Origin of the sequence: Pseudoalteromonas sp. NC201 (assembly GCF_002850255.1) — a bacterium.
Taxonomy (GTDB): Bacteria; Pseudomonadota; Gammaproteobacteria; order Enterobacterales; family Alteromonadaceae; genus Pseudoalteromonas.
The window spans coordinates 2,027,692-2,044,409 of the sequence record NZ_CP022522.1; the positions used below are offsets into that span (position 1 = coordinate 2,027,692).

The window sequence follows — 16,718 nt, forward strand, 5'->3', positions numbered from 1 at the left end:
AAACAATGTTAGATTCTAAATACTTTCGTCAAGACATCGAGGAAGCCGCTGCGCGTTTGAAAAAGCGTGGTTTTGAACTCGATGTTGCTAAGATCACCGAATTAGAAGAAAAGCGCAAAGCGCTACAAACCAAAACTCAGGAATTACAGAGTGAGCGTAACAGTTCCTCCAAAGCGATTGGTCAAGCTAAAGCGAAAGGGGAAGACGTTCAACCTTTACTAGATGCTGTTGCAAACTTGGGCGACCAATTAAGTGCAGCGAAAGAAGAGCAGGATAAAATTCTTGCTGAACTTAATGACTACGCAATGTCGTTGCCAAATCTCCCTGCTGAAGAGGTACCTGCAGGTGCTGATGAGTCTGAGAATGTTGAAATAAGCACTTGGGGTGAGCCAAAGCAATTTGACTTTGAAGTTAAAGATCATGTTGACCTTGGTGAAGCGCTTGATAAGGGTCTCGATTTCGAGACTGGTGTTAAGCTAAGTGGTTCTCGCTTTACAGTGATGCGCGGTGGCGTAGCACGTATGCATAGAGCACTTGTACAACTGATGCTGAATACCCACACGGAGCAAAATGGTTATACAGAAATGTATGTACCATATCTTGTGAATAAAGCGAGCTTGTTTGGCACGGGTCAGCTTCCTAAGTTTGCAGAAGATTTATTCCACACAGAAGCATTATCTGAAGACCAAGATGGCTTTAGTCTAATTCCGACGGCAGAAGTACCGTTAACTAACTGCGCTCGCGATGTTATTTATGACGAAAAAGAGCTGCCGATTAAGATGACGGCGCACACGCCTTGTTTTAGAAGCGAAGCAGGTAGCTATGGCCGTGATACGCGCGGACTTATTCGTCAACACCAGTTTGATAAGGTTGAACTTGTCCAGCTTGTAAAACCTGAAGATTCTATGGCAGCGCTTGAAGAGTTAACAGGTCATGCTGAGCAAATTTTACAAGCACTTGGTTTACCTTACAGAAAAGTGGTGCTTTGTACTGGAGACATGGGTTTCGGTGCGACGAAAACGTACGATTTGGAAGTTTGGTTACCAGCACAAAATACCTACAGAGAAATCTCTTCTTGTTCAAACATGTGGGATTTCCAAGCGCGCCGTATGCAAGCGCGTTTCCGTCGTAGTGGTGAGAAGAAGCCAGAACTACTTCATACTCTTAATGGTTCTGGTTTAGCGGTAGGTCGTACTCTAGTTGCGATTTTAGAAAACTACCAGCAGGCAGATGGATCAATTATTGTGCCTGATGCACTAAAACCATATATGGGTGGTGTAGAGGTTATTAAAGCAAGCTAAGATAGTACTGCTTAATTGAGCTTTGCTCGATTTAAAAACTCAAGTTATTGAAAAGAGGTTGGATTCGTCCAGCCTCTTTTTATTACTATATTATGAATGTTTTTTTACAGAGAAAAATAGAAAAACAAGATCGTCAACCAACAATTTAAGTCTTGAATATCTAGGTATCTATATAAAAGTAAAATAAATATGCTTTTTGTGCTCAGCTGTACAAGAATTACATTTCTGATCATTGCATGACTCGCTGAGATGTGATTTATTGAAGGTATGGGTTTGGCCAAATCTCATCGGTAAGTAGCACATCTGTATGAAATACGATGTCGCTCGTGTTTAACTTTTCTCAATAAAATCTTTAATTTAAATTGTTAGTACGAATTGTCATTATATCGCAAGTCAATATCTTCGTTTTGAATGACGTTCGCTCAAGTTTGAACTACACAGTATTAGAAACGCTAATGCTGATCGAGAAAAAGGTGAGGATATTACCTATGAAGAGACAGAAAAGAGACCGTTTAGAAAGAGCACATTCACAAGGATTTAAGGCAGGATTAGCCGGTCGGTCGAAAGAAAATTGTCCCTATCAACAAGTAGAACACAGATCAGAATGGTTAGGCGGATGGCGAGAAGCGATGGATAATCGCAACATCTTTAAAACCTGATACCGAATTTTAGGAGAACAAAGCCCCAGATGGGGCTTTGTGTGTTTTTAAAGCTATAAAACGATAACAGCGAAAAAGTTAAAATGCGCTGGTATCTTGGAAAAGACCTACTTTCAAATCTTTTGCTTCATAAATCACGCGACCATCAACTTCGACGATACCATCCGCTAGACCCATAAATAGCTTACGTTTGATAACGCGCTTCATTTCAATGCGATAAGTTACCTTTTTAGCAGTCGGTAAGATTTGACCCGTAAACTTCACTTCGCCCACACCGAGTGCACGACCAAGACCTGGACCACCAGACCAACCAAGGAAGAAGCCTACCAATTGCCACATCGCATCCAAACCTAAACAACCAGGCATTACTGGATCACCTTTAAAATGGCAGTCGAAGAACCACAGATCAGGGTTGATATCGAGTTCAGCAATAATTTGACCTTTACCATGCTCACCACCGTCATCATTAATTTGAACGATGCGATCCATCATTAGCATGTTGTCGCTAGGTAGGCGACAGTTGCCTTCACCAAACATTTCTCCGCGACCACATAAAATAAGTTCTTCTTTTGTATAGCTGTTCTTCGGTTCCATAAATCTTCTTCTTAGCTTGCAAATTGACGCTACTTTAGCGTACAGATGTACGCTAAACAACTCCGAACAGTTAAAAAGCGTACGGAGACTTGTAAATTTTGCGCTAAAGATATGTCTATTTGATTAAATTTCAAAAAATTGAAGAGATTAAATGCAAATCAGTTCCAATTAGGGGCGATTTATAATGTGAAAATCATTATAATCGGGGATGATTTTTTAGCAGGCTATTTTGGGTGATCTATGATCCTTTTTGTTGACTCTTTGACCGTAATTGATTTTTCGTACCTTTGCCCACGTCGTGGTGCGGTAGGTGAAAGTTGGATCACCGATATTGTGCTGCATGGTGACTTAAACGAAGAGTCTATGGTGTTAGACTTTGCAAAAGTTAAAAAGCAAATCAAACGTATTATCGACGAAAAGCTGGACCACAAATTAGCGGTACCCAGCGTGCTTGCGTGTAATGCAAAACACAGTGAAGGACGATTTGAATTTGATATGCAATTTGATGGAAATCACTTAGCCATGAATGCACCGGAGGAAGCGGTGTGTGTAGTGGAAGGGGATGAAATCAATGAAGCCAATGCAATCGCTTACCTTAAGTCTGTTATTATGCCGCATATGCCTGAAAACGTGAAAGATTTAGATATAACACTGCGTCCAGAGGCCGCAACAGGCTTCTATTATCACTATAGCCATGGCTTAAAGAAACACGATGGTAACTGTCAGCGTATTATTCATGGTCATCGTTCATTGATTGGTGTGAAGCTAAATGATATCAGCATGCCTAGATTACAAAAGCAATGGGCGGATAGATGGCAAGATATTTATCTTGGCAGCGAAGAAGACTTGATTGATCCTAGTTTGCTTCAGTATATAATCGCTCAAGATAAAGATTATGCGTTCGCGTATACCTCGTCGCAGGGATATTTTGAGTTGGCGATCAGCAAATCACGTTGCGATATATTACCTTGCGATACAACAGTTGAATGTATTGCGGACTATCTTGCAGGCCAAATAAAGCTGCAAAATCCACATGATAAGGTTGAAGTAAGAGCATACGAAGGGGTTGGAAAAGGAGCGATTGCGTATGCTTAAACGTGCAATTGTTATATTGCTTGCGAGCACCACATTATTTGCTGAGGCGCTTGAATTAAAAGGTAACCTGACACAAGGTGGCTTGGTTGTCGGCAAGCTTGAAAATGCAACTGAGATAAAGCTAAACGAGACAGAATTGAAACGCTCTAAAGATGGCTATTTCGTGTTTGGTTTTGGCCGTGATGCCGAACTTAACCACATCTTGAGTTGGCAATCTGATGATGGTCAAAAGCATCGCCAAGCGATAGTGATCACGAAAAGAGATTATGATATAGACAAGATCACGGGGGTGGCGAAAAAGTATGTTTCGCCACCAGAGTCGGTGCTAAAACGCATACGTGAAGAAGCACAAGCTGTGTCAAAAGCAAGACAAGGCAATTCGGATTTATTATTCTTTAAAGACCCTGTTTTCAGACCTGCGAAGGGCCGTATTTCAGGTGTTTATGGTAGCCAAAGGTATTTTAATGGTGAGCCAAAACGACCACATTTTGGATTGGATATCGCAAATAAAACGGGTGAGCCGGTCTTAGCGCCGGTATCGGGTAAAGTGGTGTTTGCAAATCCAGATCTTTATTACAGTGGCGGCACTTTGATTATCGATCACGGTCACGGCATTACCTCTACGTATATCCACCTTAGTAAACTGGATGTTAAGGTTGGCGATACGGTAAAAACAGGCGATAAAATCGCTGAAATTGGCGCGACGGGCAGGGTAACTGGCCCGCATTTGGATTGGCGCTTTAATTGGTTCGGGGAACGACTCGATCCAGCTCTACTTATGAAAGATACACTAGCGGATAAAGCAGTAAAAAAATGACAGACGAACAAAGACAAGCCATTGTTGAGCAACGCATCAAAAGCTCAATCACACATGTAACAAAGACCGTTTTCCCAGGCCGAACAAACCACCATAACACTTTATTTGGTGGTGACGCACTGGCTTGGATGGACGAAGTTGCCTTTATTGCTGCAACGCGTTTTTGCCGCAAACCTTTGGTGACTATCTCTTCAGACAGAGTTGATTTCAAAGAGGCAATTCCTGCAGGTACTTTCGCAGAATTAGTATCGAAGGTAGTGCATGTTGGTAATACCAGCTTAAAGGTTGATGTTGAAATCTATCTTGAAAGAATGCACAAAGATGATAAACACTTAGCAATTACAGGTAGTTTTACCTTTGTTGCCGTGGATGACAATCATAGGCCAACTCCTGTTGTTTGTGACAAAATGCTAAACGGCTTTGATAGCTAGTTTTTCGCTAAGATTTTATTTTTAAAATCTCTAAAGCAAATATAGGGCTAAGCCCTATATTTTACCGACCCATAAGAACACATCATACAAAATTGTAAAATTGCTACTCATCAAGAACCGCTAAAACTCATTTACGATAATTAATCGAGCCATTATTTGTTATTTCTAAGTTGAATCTCTTTCGTTCAGAGGACAAATGAGTCATTTTTTACTCATAATTTTTTGACAGTCAAAAAGCCAAAGACCATACTTTTTACCAATATAGTGAAATAGGAGTGGTGCTCATGGCAATTCCAGTAACCGTTGCAGACGATTCTATGATGTCGAGAAAGGCTGTGCTTAGGGCAATACCTGAAGACTGGGATGTCGAAGTCAGTGAGGCAAAAAATGGCAAAGAAGCATTGGTGATGGTTGAGCAGGGCAAAGCAGAGGTGTTATTTTTGGATCTAACTATGCCAGAAATGGATGGTTTTGAAGTTCTTACGCATCTACACGAACACCATGCAAAAACCGTGGTAATCGTTATTTCCGCCGATATTCAGCCCGAAGCGAAGAAGTTGGTAGATAAACTCGGCGCATTTCGCTTTTTGCAAAAGCCATTACAAAAAGAAGAGTTACATAACACGCTACAAGAGCTAGGTTTATTATGAACATGCCACTCAGTGAAGAGCAAAGGGACGGCTTGCAAGAGCTAATGAATATATCCATGGGCCAAGCAGCGAACTCTTTAGCTCGATTAATTGAAACGAAAATTAGTTTATCTATCCCTGAAATAACTTCGGTCAGCCCAAATCAACTCAATGAGATCTGTAATACCGCACATGTTTACAGAACGAGGCAGTCATTTTTAGGGGAAATTAAAGGTGAAGTCATTAATCTATTGTCACCGCAAGGCTTACAAGAAATAGCCGAACTTATGGACTACGATAGTCCACTGGATGACTCTGATCTTAATGAAGTCTTATTAGATTTATCTAATATCTTGGCTGGTGCATGTTTAAACGGCTTTTCTAGTCAGTTAGAGCTTAAAACCTCATTGACTATGCCGACTATTTACAAACATCAACTATCCGACGACATTGCCGAGTGGAAAACCACATTGGTGATGAAAATTGCATTTATAATCGAGTCTATTGCTTTTGATTCGAGAGTGATTATTTGTTTGGATGAGAAATCCATTAAAACTGTGATCCAAAAACTCAATGCCATGCTTGGAATAGAGGACTGACTGTGTTTAACGAATTGCAGCGTTATATTCCGGTTGGAATTTGTGTACTCGACCAATCACATACGGTGGTTTTTGCGAATGAATTTTTGAAAAACCGCCTACCGGATAACACTCCCAAAAATATTGAGGGCATGTCTATCGATGAGGTATTTCCTGAAGCTGCAAAAATCATTAAGCGGAAATTGAAGAGTGTTTTTGCTTTAAAAGCAGCAAGTTTTAGCTACTGGGAGCATCGTCCTCATGTGTTTGAACTTAGCAGCAGCCGTCCTGTTACTGGCGATGAAACTTCAATGTATCAGAACATTCAATATGTGCCGATTTTTGAGCATTCTGAAGAAGTGAAAAAGGTATGCGTGATCATACAAGATGTGACGGAGCTGGCGAGCTATTATCAAGAGCAAAAACGTCTAACCGAAGCATTAGAGATAGAAAAACAGGAGTTAAAAACACTCAACCTTAAGTTGGAAGCTGCACAAAACCAATTACTACAGTCTGAGAAAATGGCAGCAATTGGCCAACTAGCCGCTGGCGTGGCGCATGAAATCAACAATCCAATTGGTTTTGTGAATTCCAATATTCAAAGTTTAGAAGGCCAGGCTAGCGGACTGTTTGCGATGCTCGATTTTTATGAATCGAATTTTAGTACACTTGCCGACAGTGGTTTAGCACAGCAGGAGCAGCAGCTCCAAAGTCAGCATAGTATCGACTTTTTAAAGGAGGACGTGCCTGAATTACTGCAAGAGTGCTTAGAAGGGCTGGACCGAGTCTCTAAGATAGTTGAGAGTTTAAAATCCTTTTCTCATGTTGATAACCAGGAGTGGCAAGAGGCAGATCTCATTAAAGGGATTGAAAGTACGCTGAAAATAGCCAACAACTCAATTAAGTACCATGCGGTTATCAACAAAACTTACTCGCTTGATGATGAAGTGTTGCTATATTGTCAGCCAATGCAGATTAATCAGGTATTTTTAAACTTAATTATCAATGCAGCGCAATCAATAGCGTCAAGCGGTACGGTAACTATCTCTATCGAAGATAAACAAAACGAGGTGGTTATTGCCATCCAAGACACTGGCAAAGGGATCCCAGCTGAGGACATCAATAAAATTTTTAATCCATTTTTTACCACCAAACCTGTTGGTCAAGGTACTGGCCTTGGTCTGTCTCTATCATATAGCATCGTCGCCAAGCACAAGGGTCGCATTCAAGTTGACTCACAAGTCGGTGTAGGCACAACGTTTACGGTATCTTTTCCTAAGCTCAGCGAAGCAGATTTCTCCGACGAATTTACGGATAAGTAATCAATCAAACCCAGTTCATAATAAAATTAGCCTTCATTAGGTTAGCGTTTCTTTGCAATTCATGTACTTCCTTATTGCTTTTGTTCTGATTATCCAGTTTTCAATCAGTTGGCTTTAGCTTTCTGCCACAGGTTTCGTTGTCAAAAAATCCATTATAAATCCGTCACCGCGGTAATACTTAATACTAAGAAATTGTTTATATCCACCTGCTTTTAAACTTATTTTTACCACAAAGAAATAGTTAAAATAAATTATTGCTCAAATTTTGACAGATAAGAAATGCGAGACTAAAGTAACATATAAGACAAATGAGACGGGGCGGAAAATGCAAGCGATCACAGAAAACACACAGTCATTGCAATATCTCACTTTTCAGTCAAGACAGGATTGCTATGCAATTGAGATCCTGTCAATAAAGGAGATCATTGAATTGGGCTCCGTGACAAAAGTCCCCTTGATGCCTGAGTTTATTAAAGGAGTGATTAATTTAAGAGGCTCAGTTGTACCCGTTATCGATCTGTCAGCTCGGCTTTGTGGAGAAGTAATAGAAGTTGGCAGACGAACCTGCATTATCATTTGTGAATTCAGTATTTCTGACAACCTCATTGAGATGGGTGTCATTGTTGACGGCGTTAATGAAGTCATAGAAGTTGACGCAAAAGATCTAACCAACTCACCCCAGTTTGGCGCGCAAATCAGAGCTGACTTCATCGCTTCCATGGTAAGACGCGGAGATGAGCTACTTATCGCGCTAGACCTTGAAAAAGTTCTCTCAGTTGAAGAGATGGCTGAGCTGATAGAGTTAAGCGAGCGTGGTAGTCACCTTGGGGAGTCAGCATAATGCAGATACTTCCAATTAATGAGCTAAAGGCAATCTACAAGTACTACATTAGCGCTGCGGTGTTGCTCAGCCTAGTATTGTCTCTCACGCTATTGCTCAGTGTTCGCGTTGATATTTTGTCGCTATCTTCTGTGCTCATCACCAGTGCACTCTTAGCGGTAACGTTAAGGCAGCGTCATTTAACTGCAAAAGTAATTCTTGATTGTGAGGCATTTGCTAGTTATTCGAGTGAGATGCAAGAGCATTGCGAGGTGGAGCAGCACAATACAGAATCTGTTGCCGCGATTTTAGAAACCGTTATTAATCAGGTCTATAGTATTAAAACCTTGGGTAATGACTCGGTTTCTGGGCTGACCTTGCAGTTTTCAGAGCTAAGACAGGCACTAAATAACACGATCGAATCGGCACGAGGTTCTGTAGAAAATTTTGGTGATGATGAACACTGTTTTGCCAAACACAGTCAAGAAGAACTCAATGAAGTCCTGCATAGTTTGCGCGTTGCTCTCGGTTCAAAACTCGAGGTCGTCAATTCCAATCAAGCTGTAAGTCATGCTGCCAAAGAACTAACTGAGCAAACAAAATCTATTCAAAAAATCTCAAAAGAGATCACGTTATTGTCACTTAACGCATCAATTGAAGCTGCAAGAGCAGGGGAGGCCGGTCGGGGGTTTGCCGTGGTAGCGGAAAGGGTGCGTGAGCTTTCGGATATTACCTCAGAAGCTGCAGAGCTTATTATTGAAAAGATGAATGGCTTAACCAATGCCGTTGCTGACAATACTCAAAAGCTCACCGAATCACAGGCACAAGACGTTACGCTAATGGATGATGCTGAATTACATATCCGAAAAGTGCTCAATGAGATGGCGTCGGTCGCTAATGAGCTGACGCAATCGGTACATGGATTAGATGATACCGCAAGCAAGATAAAAGCGAACGTCGACGACGCGATAACCGATTTTCAATTTCAAGATAGAGTGAGCCAAAAGCTAGAACACATTTGCAAAGGGCTTACTTCATTAGTCTCACTATACAGGACAGAAGGTGAGCTAGGCGAGGAAGGGTTGGCTACATTACAGCAAGAAATGTTCAACTCTTACACCATGAAAGAAGAAAGGGAATGTCATGTTTCAACCACTGAAAATACGTCTCAACACGACCATGTTGAAGACGAAGTAACATTTTTCTAGGAGGTCTTATGACTAAGAAAATTATGATAGTAGATGATTCGGCTTCAATTCGTCAGGTGGCAAAAATGACACTACTCGCTGAAGGTTATGAAGTCATTGATGCCTGTGATGGTCTTGACGCAATCAACAAGTTAGATGAAGGCAAAATCAACCTGATCATTAGTGACTTGAATATGCCAAACATGGACGGGCTGAGCTTGTTGAAGAAAGTGAAAGAAATGGGTCAATATCGCTTTACGCCTTTTTTGATGCTAACCACAGAATCGGGCTCTGATTTCGTGAGTCAAGGTAAGCAAGCGGGAGCAAAGGCTTGGATGATAAAGCCGTTTAAACCCGAAAAGCTGATTAATACCGTTTCACGTATTTTGGCTTAGGAGCATAAATATGAGCAACTTAACCATTGTGCTGCCAGAAGTATTGACCATTTATGAAGTGAGCAAAGTGGCAGCAAAATGGCAGCTCATGTTAAGCGATGACACGACGGCGATAGCGATTGACCTTAGCGAGCTGCTGGAGGTGGACGCTGCAGGCTTTCAATTAGTTGTTGCACTCGCACAGTGTTGTACGGAAAAGCCATTATCTGTGATAGGGGTTGATGAGCATCACTCACCTTGTGCCTTATGGCTACTCAATACCTTAGTTGCATCAAACTGTGCGCAAAGGAGGTAAGATGGTTGATTTATCCGAAATTCAAGCGGTCTTTATTGAAGAAGCCAAGGAGTTGGTACTTCAATTTGAAGAAAGTCTCTTGGCAATGGAGTCTATACTGCCAAATAGTGACGACGAGATCATTAACGAGGCGTTTCGTGCTGCACATACCATAAAGGGCTCTGCCGGTGTTGTTGGCTATGACCATATTGTCGATTTTACGCATTTTGTTGAAGCCACTATGGAGCTTCTTCGTAATCACGCGCTAAATCCCTGCGAAAAACTGATTTCGACTTTGCTCGAATGTAATGACCATATAAATGCGTTAATTAAGTGCTTAGAGTCAAACGAAGATTTTCCTCAGGCGTTGACCGATGCTGAAGCTGGGCTGCTAGAAAGTTTAAAGTCATATAGTGGTTTGCAAGACAAAGCCTCAAGCGAGCAAACCGTTGTAGAAAATCAAGAAGCAACGCAGAGCTTTCGAGTCTCAGCGCAGTTTTATAAGGCCTGCATGGTGGATGGTTTTGATCCGCTCTCGATTATTCGCTACATCGAAAGTAAAGGTAGTACGGTAGAAGTAGATTGGTTGATTGATGAGGTACCTGCGCTTAACGCGGTCACAGCAGATGAACTAGAATTATGCCATTTTAGAATGCAGCTAGAGATACATCACTCTACGCGAGAAGATATTGATGAAGCATTTGAGTTTATTGCTGCAGAATCCAATATTGAGATAGCCCCAATTGAAGATGATAAGCCAACGCCAACACTTGTCAAAACTGATAAACAGCCCACCAAAAATAACAAAGTCAAACCAAAGAATCCCGAGCGGATGATGAAAATACCGGCGCAGAAGCTAGATGAATTAGTCAATGAACTTGGCGAGCTGGTTATCGTGTCTGCGGCACTCGAAGATCACACCAAAACAATACGCGACTCGGCCCTTACCGAAATTGTTGAGCATATTCAACAACTCGTTAGTGATGTGCAAAGCAGTACACTACAACTCAGAATGGTACAGATAGGCGAAACGTTTAATCGTTTTAGCCGTGTGGTGCGCGACACCTCAAAGGAGTTAGAAAAACAGGTTTCTTTAGAAATTATGGGGGCTGAAACCGAACTTGATAAATCAATGGTTGAAAAGATAGTCGACCCTCTTACGCATTTAGTTCGCAATGCCATTGATCATGGTATGGAGTCACCAGCACAACGAGCGGACAGTGGAAAGCCTGAATACGGTACCTTATCACTCAAAGCCTTTCATGATTCAGGCAGTATTGTAATAGAGATCAGTGACGATGGACGCGGGCTAGACAAAGAAAAAATTAAAGAAAAAGCAATTCAGCGTAATCTGATCTCACCTGATACTGAGCTTACCGACAAAGAAATTGCCAACTTAATCTTCGAGCCAGGCTTTTCCACAGCCGAAAAAATATCAAATATCTCGGGACGCGGCGTTGGCATGGATGTGGTGAGAAAAAACATTGAAGCGGTACGTGGAACGGTGAGTGTTGAATCTGTCGAGCACCAAGGTACGTGTTTCCAACTCAGGTTGCCGTTAACCATGGCCATTATCGATGGTTTTATGGTGAGTGTTGCGGATGCTAAGTTCGTCATTCCACTCGATATGGTTACAGAGTGTATTGAACTTCCGCTTGGCAATGGGGCAACTCGTCAAACCGATTACATTAATCTTCGCGGTACGGTGCTGCCATTTATTCATTTGAGTCGTATTTTCGACTTACCAACGAACCCTAAGATCAGACCAAGTATTGTCGTTGTGAAGTACGGTCAGTTGCGAGCAGGCATCGTCGTCGATCAGCTGTTAGGTGAGTTTCAAACGGTCATCAAACCACTCGGTGCGTTATTTGAAAAGATGTCGGGGATCAGTGGCTCAAGTATTTTAGGGTCAGGAGACATTGCGCTCATTCTTGATGTACCAAAGCTTATTCATGATTTTGCTCATGAACCTGAATCTAGAAAATTAGCTAACTCTTAATAAGGGGATACATAATGGGAATTTTACCAGCAATCTTTGACAAACAAGTTACTCAACTGTCGAAGGCAGTCGTAAACGCGATTGAACACTCAGATCTTACCCAAGTAAACCCCGCTTTATATGAAGGGGAAGCCAAAACACTCGCGACCAATATATTAAGTTTGCTTAAAAGTAATGCAGAATTAACGGCTATCGAGACCACAGGCACATTTGCTGCTCTCCTAGATGGTGCTGGTCGGATTGTTCATCAAAGCAATCAATTTACCCGGCTTATTGCAAATAACGCACAAAGTGATGGTGGATATATTACTGATATGCTGTCGTTGCACAATAACTTTTCCGAGCTGATAGACAAAGCCACCACTGTTAATATACCTAGTGGATCTTATCAATTAGAAATCATGAAATTAGCAGAGCCCATTTCTAACTGTAGTTTCGTGGCTAAATTAATCAGCCAATCGAGTTTGAGCGCTGGAAGTAATAGCGATTTTTATAAGCAAGCCATGGATTACAGTACCGCTTGTATTATGCTGGCTGATGAAAATTACGATATTGTTTATATAAATCGTGCCATGCGAGACATGTTACTCAGGTTAGAAACTGCGATCCAAAGCACGTTACCTACCTTTTGCGTCGACAAACTGGTGGGAGGAAGTATTGACCAGTTCCACCGTAATCCAAGCCACCAGCGCACTATGTTAGCGAGTTTAACCTCTACGCACGTTGCAAAGCTCGGGTTTGGCGAGCACAGCTTGGAGCTCATGATCACCCCCGTATTTGATGAAAGCAATAAGCGTATTTCTACTACGGTTGAGTGGAAAGACGTAACTGATGAAAAGCGCAAAGAGCGCTTGTTAGAAGAAGAGTTTGGTGTTGCCTTCCAAGCGGTAGCTTGCGGGGAATTTGACAGACGCATTGAAGCCAATGAGTTAGAGGGATCGATAGGCAGAATTGCTGAGGCATATAATAAGTCGATGGAAGTGCTGGAATCGGTACTTGAGGACAATTTTGCCGTGCTCAACGCAGTGAGTGAAGGTAACTTATCATTAAAGCCCAAAGTACAAGCACAAGGGCTTTTAGGTGAGCTGGCGCAACGTACAGCCAATCTCACCGATGTGTTAGATACCTTAGCGACCGATATCGTCGAGTTGGTTTCACAAGCGGTCAAAGGAAACATCCAAAATCGCGCAGACACCTCAAACTATGCCGGCGCATTTAAAACCATGACTGATGGTCTTAACGAGGTATTGGAAGCGACCGAAAAGCCAATTCAAGAAATTGCTAACGTCATGGAGGGGTTAAAAGAAGGTCGCCTTGATGTTGAGATTGCAGGAAGCTATTCAGGTGTCTATGACGAGTTGAAGCAAAGCGTCAATAGTACAATCTCCAGTTTAAGTCGCATTATTTGTGATGTTCGTTCTAACTCAGAGTCGTTAGCGCAGGCATCTACCGAAGTCTCTTCTACAGCACAGTCATTGGCACAGAGTGCAAGCGAACAAGCCTCGTCAGTTGAAGAGACATCAGCCTCTGTAGAACAAATGACGGCATCCATTGCCCAAAATGCAGAAAACTCCAAAATCACTGACGGTATGGCATCAAAAGCGGCAGGTGAAGCACAAGAGGGCGGTAGCGCCGTGGAAGAGACCGTATCGGCCATGAAACAAATTGCGTCTAAGATAGGTATTGTCGATGACATTGCTTATCAAACGAATCTGTTGGCACTCAACGCTGCCATAGAAGCGGCTCGAGCTGGAGAGCATGGTAAAGGGTTTGCTGTGGTGGCTGCAGAAGTCAGAAAGCTTGCTGAGCGTTCTCAATTTGCAGCGCAGGAAATATCTCAGTTAGCATCTGGCTCAGTGAGCAAAGCCGAGCGGGCAGGCAGTCTACTTGCTGAAATCGTACCTGCAATTGGTAAAACCTCTGATTTAGTACAAGAGATCTCCGCAGCGTCAGACGAACAAGCGGCAGGTGTTGGCCAAATCAACGACTCGATGAATCAAATCACCCAGCTAACGCAGCAAAATGCGTCATCGTCAGAAGAGCTTGCAGCCACCGCGGAAGAAATGTCCAGTCAAGCAGAGACGCTTACCCAGCTCGTTGCCTATTTTAAAATCGGAGATATTGAAAGCCAAAGCAAAATGCGCGTGTTAGAAGGAGGCAAGCCGCAAACAGAAGCACAACCCGTCGCCGAGCGAAAAGAAGTTAGTGCTGGGCAAGCTCGCTCAAAAGAGCACTTTGAACAGTTCTAAGGAGGTGCCACATGATTGGGGACTTTATTAGCGATCAAGAATTTACCTGTATTGCTGACTTCTTCAAAGCCGAATCAGGAATACATCTTAGGGATCATAAAAAGAACTTAGTCTGTGGACGACTAAATCAAAGACTGAGGATTTTAGGATTAAGTAGCTATGGTGAGTACATTGAGTATCTAAAAATACCCAATAACAAAGGTGAGCGAAATATGTGCATCGACTTGCTGACTACCAATGAAACCTATTTCTTCAGAGAGCGTAAACACTTTGAAAAGCTCGCAGAGCTGTTTACCACTTACTACCAAAAGTCTGCACCAGATATTTGGTGTGCGGCTTGCTCCTCTGGCGAAGAGGCATACACCTTGGCCATGTGCACGCAGGAGCATTATGGTAACGGGAATTGGGTGGTGCGTGCCAGCGATATTTCTGAGCGGATGCTGGATTTAGCGAAAAAGGCAATTTACCCCTTACATCGTGCTAAAAACATTCCTGACGAATACCTAAGGAAATACTGTCTAAATGGCGTCGGAGAGAAGACCGGCTATATCATGGTGAATGATGAGCTCTATCATAAAGTTAATTTTTTCAAAAATAATCTACTTGTGCCTTATATCGGTGGTAAAGCTGACATAATATTTCTCCGTAATGCACTGATCTATTTTGAAAAAGATGAAAAGGTAAAAATCCTAGAAAATATTTATAGGGCGATGCCGAAGCAAGGTTTTTTGTTTTTAGGACACTCCGAGAGCTTAAATGGCGTGTATGACAAATTTGAATCAATCGCCCCTGCGGTGTATGCAAAATGTTGATGCCGAGCAGAGACGTTGAATCAATATTTTTGCAGCCGGGTAGTTTGGCGATTGAGTCATTTCGTCCAGCAACGCTCAATACCTTGCTGGGGTCCTGTGTTTCATTTGTTTTAGTGTCTAAGCAGCACCAACTAGTTGTTGTGAGTCATATGCTATTGCCAACCACAGAAAAGCCGAATGACGATGAGCCCGCTAAATATGTCGATAAGACTTTTTCGTTGGTTCGCCAATATTTAGAGCGGTTTAGTATCCCTGAGGATTGTGTGGAGATTAAGCTTTTTGGTGGTGGAGAGATGTTCAAAACGTCTTGTTCAGAGACTGTCGGTATGCGAAACATCGAAATGAGTCATAAGCTGATTGACGATTATGGATTTAGGCTTGTCGCGCGTGATGTTGGCGGCCCTTATTATCGGAGAATTCAAGTGGATCTCAAGGATGGCGCTTGCCGGGTAGACCGTTTTCATGTTGCGTTATCGAGTAGGAGAGCAACCTGATGTCGAATAAAATTTCCGTCTATATTATCGATGACTCTGCTGTGGTAAGGCAAACGGTTACTGCGATGTTGGAGTATTCGCCTGAAATCTGCGTGACTAAGGTGTTTAGCAACCCTGTCTTGGCGCAGCCCAGCGTGTTGGCAGAGCCGCCAGATGTAATTATTCTTGATATAGAAATGCCACAGATGGATGGTATTACCTTTTTACGCTGGCTCATGGCCAATAAACCTATCCCCGTGATCATTTGTTCATCGCTAACAACCACAGGAGCTCAATTGTCGGTAGAGGCACTCTCTCTTGGCGCATTTGAAATCTTAACTAAACCAGAGTGTGGCTTAAAATCATTTCTTGAGTCTCAACGCGAGCAATTTATTAAAGTGGTTAAGCAAGCGAGATTCTACAGACCAAAGTCCTCTACGGAAGACATAAGCCGTGCGCCTGCTATCGATGTTGCAATGAGCAATACCAACCTTGCCATTAATACCACTGATAAAGTGGTAGCCATCGGCACTTCGACAGGGGGGACGCAAGCGCTTGAGTACATATTTAGTCAATTAGAACCCGAATTGCCTGGTATTGTGGTGGTACAACATATGCCAGCCAACTTCACTAAAGCCTTTGCTCAAAGGCTAAATGATATTTCAAAATTAAAGATTAAGGAGGCTGAGCATAACGAACGCGTACTGGCTAACCATGTGTACATCGCGCCAGGAAGCCATCACCTTCAGCTTGTTCGTCGTGGTGCATTCTATTACACTCAGCTCAAAGATGGGCCGCCAGTGCAGCGCCATAAGCCTTCGGTCAATGTATTGTTTCAATCTGTTGCGAAGCAAGTTAGAAGTAATGCTATCGGATTTATATTAACCGGAATGGGCGCAGATGGTGCATTTGGTTTGTTAGAAATGAAGAAATCGGGGGCGAAGACTTATGCACAAGATGAAAGCTCCAGCATTGTATTTGGAATGCCAAAAGAGGCCATTAAGCTAAATGCTCACAGTAAAGAAGTGACTCTAGCGGATGTGCCGATGACAATAACTCAATGTTTTTCATAACGTTACTGTT

Annotated in this window: 18 protein-coding genes; 17 read left to right on the top strand and 1 reads right to left on the bottom strand. The window is 42.4% G+C overall.

All coding sequences use genetic code 11. The features are described from left to right. The first annotated feature begins 5 nt into the window (after positions 1 to 5). Entirely contained in the window at positions 6 to 1,301 is a 1,296-nt protein-coding gene (serS, locus tag PNC201_RS08495) for a serine--tRNA ligase (RefSeq protein ID WP_045988497.1), read from the top strand. 488 nt (positions 1,302 to 1,789) lie between these two features. Next, complete coding sequence (gene rmf / locus PNC201_RS08500) at positions 1,790 to 1,960, top strand: ribosome modulation factor (RefSeq protein ID WP_010372771.1); 171 nt, start codon at positions 1,790 to 1,792, stop codon at positions 1,958 to 1,960. A 78-nt stretch (positions 1,961 to 2,038) separates the two neighbouring features. On the opposite strand, the gene fabA is transcribed toward rmf, so the two are convergent. Next, complete coding sequence (fabA, locus tag PNC201_RS08505; protein ID WP_010372774.1) at positions 2,039 to 2,554, bottom strand: 3-hydroxyacyl-[acyl-carrier-protein] dehydratase FabA; 516 nt, start codon at positions 2,552 to 2,554, stop codon at positions 2,039 to 2,041. Between the two features lie 240 nt (positions 2,555 to 2,794). Here fabA and PNC201_RS08510 point away from each other — a divergent pair, with 240 nt between their 5' ends. The 15 genes from PNC201_RS08510 to PNC201_RS08580 all read left to right on the top strand — a co-directional run bounded on the left by PNC201_RS08510 (position 2,795) and on the right by PNC201_RS08580 (position 16,708). After that, a complete protein-coding gene (locus tag PNC201_RS08510; RefSeq protein ID WP_102056790.1) occupies positions 2,795 to 3,649 on the top strand; it encodes a 6-carboxytetrahydropterin synthase in 855 nt (284 codons plus the stop codon). After that, positions 3,642 to 4,466 (top strand): M23 family metallopeptidase, encoded by an 825-nt coding sequence (locus PNC201_RS08515; protein ID WP_102056791.1) that lies wholly within the window; start codon positions 3,642 to 3,644, stop codon positions 4,464 to 4,466. Before PNC201_RS08510 ends, PNC201_RS08515 begins: the two co-directional genes overlap by 8 nt. After that, positions 4,463 to 4,897 carry an acyl-CoA thioesterase gene (locus PNC201_RS08520; RefSeq protein ID WP_010372783.1) on the top strand — a complete coding sequence of 145 codons (435 nt, stop codon included), beginning with the start codon at positions 4,463 to 4,465 and terminating at the stop codon, positions 4,895 to 4,897. The genes PNC201_RS08515 and PNC201_RS08520 overlap by 4 nt, the downstream gene beginning before the upstream one ends. Before the next feature lie 284 nt (positions 4,898 to 5,181). After that, positions 5,182 to 5,547 (top strand): response regulator, encoded by a 366-nt coding sequence (locus PNC201_RS08525; RefSeq protein ID WP_010372787.1) that lies wholly within the window; start codon positions 5,182 to 5,184, stop codon positions 5,545 to 5,547. Further along, the gene (locus tag PNC201_RS08530) at positions 5,544 to 6,125 is read left to right on the top strand and encodes a chemotaxis protein CheX (RefSeq protein WP_010604738.1); all 582 of its coding nucleotides are present in this window, start codon (positions 5,544 to 5,546) and stop codon (positions 6,123 to 6,125) included. Before PNC201_RS08525 ends, PNC201_RS08530 begins: the two co-directional genes overlap by 4 nt. A 2-nt stretch (positions 6,126 to 6,127) precedes the next feature. Next, a complete protein-coding gene (locus tag PNC201_RS08535) occupies positions 6,128 to 7,426 on the top strand; it encodes a sensor histidine kinase (RefSeq protein ID WP_102056792.1) in 1,299 nt (432 codons plus the stop codon). Between the two features lie 325 nt (positions 7,427 to 7,751). After that, entirely contained in the window at positions 7,752 to 8,267 is a 516-nt protein-coding gene (locus PNC201_RS08540; protein ID WP_010604740.1) for a chemotaxis protein CheW, read from the top strand. Next, positions 8,267 to 9,454, top strand: coding sequence for a methyl-accepting chemotaxis protein (locus tag PNC201_RS08545; RefSeq protein WP_010604741.1), 1,188 nt, complete (start codon positions 8,267 to 8,269; stop codon positions 9,452 to 9,454). Before PNC201_RS08540 ends, PNC201_RS08545 begins: the two co-directional genes overlap by 1 nt. Before the next feature lie 8 nt (positions 9,455 to 9,462). Continuing rightward, positions 9,463 to 9,828 carry a response regulator gene (locus tag PNC201_RS08550; protein ID WP_010604742.1) on the top strand — a complete coding sequence of 122 codons (366 nt, stop codon included), beginning with the start codon at positions 9,463 to 9,465 and terminating at the stop codon, positions 9,826 to 9,828. 10 nt (positions 9,829 to 9,838) lie between these two features. Continuing rightward, on the top strand, positions 9,839 to 10,123 hold the full coding sequence (locus PNC201_RS08555) for an STAS domain-containing protein (RefSeq protein WP_010604743.1): 285 nt from the start codon (positions 9,839 to 9,841) through the stop codon (positions 10,121 to 10,123). A 1-nt stretch (position 10,124) separates the two neighbouring features. Continuing rightward, positions 10,125 to 12,101, top strand: coding sequence for a chemotaxis protein CheA (locus PNC201_RS08560; protein WP_102056793.1), 1,977 nt, complete (start codon positions 10,125 to 10,127; stop codon positions 12,099 to 12,101). 14 nt (positions 12,102 to 12,115) lie between these two features. Next, on the top strand, positions 12,116 to 14,350 hold the full coding sequence (locus tag PNC201_RS08565; RefSeq protein ID WP_102056794.1) for a methyl-accepting chemotaxis protein: 2,235 nt from the start codon (positions 12,116 to 12,118) through the stop codon (positions 14,348 to 14,350). A gap of 11 nt (positions 14,351 to 14,361) precedes the next feature. Continuing rightward, positions 14,362 to 15,162 (top strand): CheR family methyltransferase, encoded by an 801-nt coding sequence (locus tag PNC201_RS08570; protein ID WP_102056795.1) that lies wholly within the window; start codon positions 14,362 to 14,364, stop codon positions 15,160 to 15,162. Continuing rightward, positions 15,156 to 15,656, top strand: a complete 501-nt coding sequence (locus tag PNC201_RS08575; RefSeq protein WP_233525237.1) for a chemotaxis protein CheD — start codon at positions 15,156 to 15,158, stop codon at positions 15,654 to 15,656. Before PNC201_RS08570 ends, PNC201_RS08575 begins: the two co-directional genes overlap by 7 nt. Beyond that, complete coding sequence (locus PNC201_RS08580; protein WP_102056797.1) at positions 15,656 to 16,708, top strand: protein-glutamate methylesterase/protein-glutamine glutaminase; 1,053 nt, start codon at positions 15,656 to 15,658, stop codon at positions 16,706 to 16,708. The genes PNC201_RS08575 and PNC201_RS08580 overlap by 1 nt, the downstream gene beginning before the upstream one ends. Positions 16,709 to 16,718 lie beyond the last annotated feature (10 nt).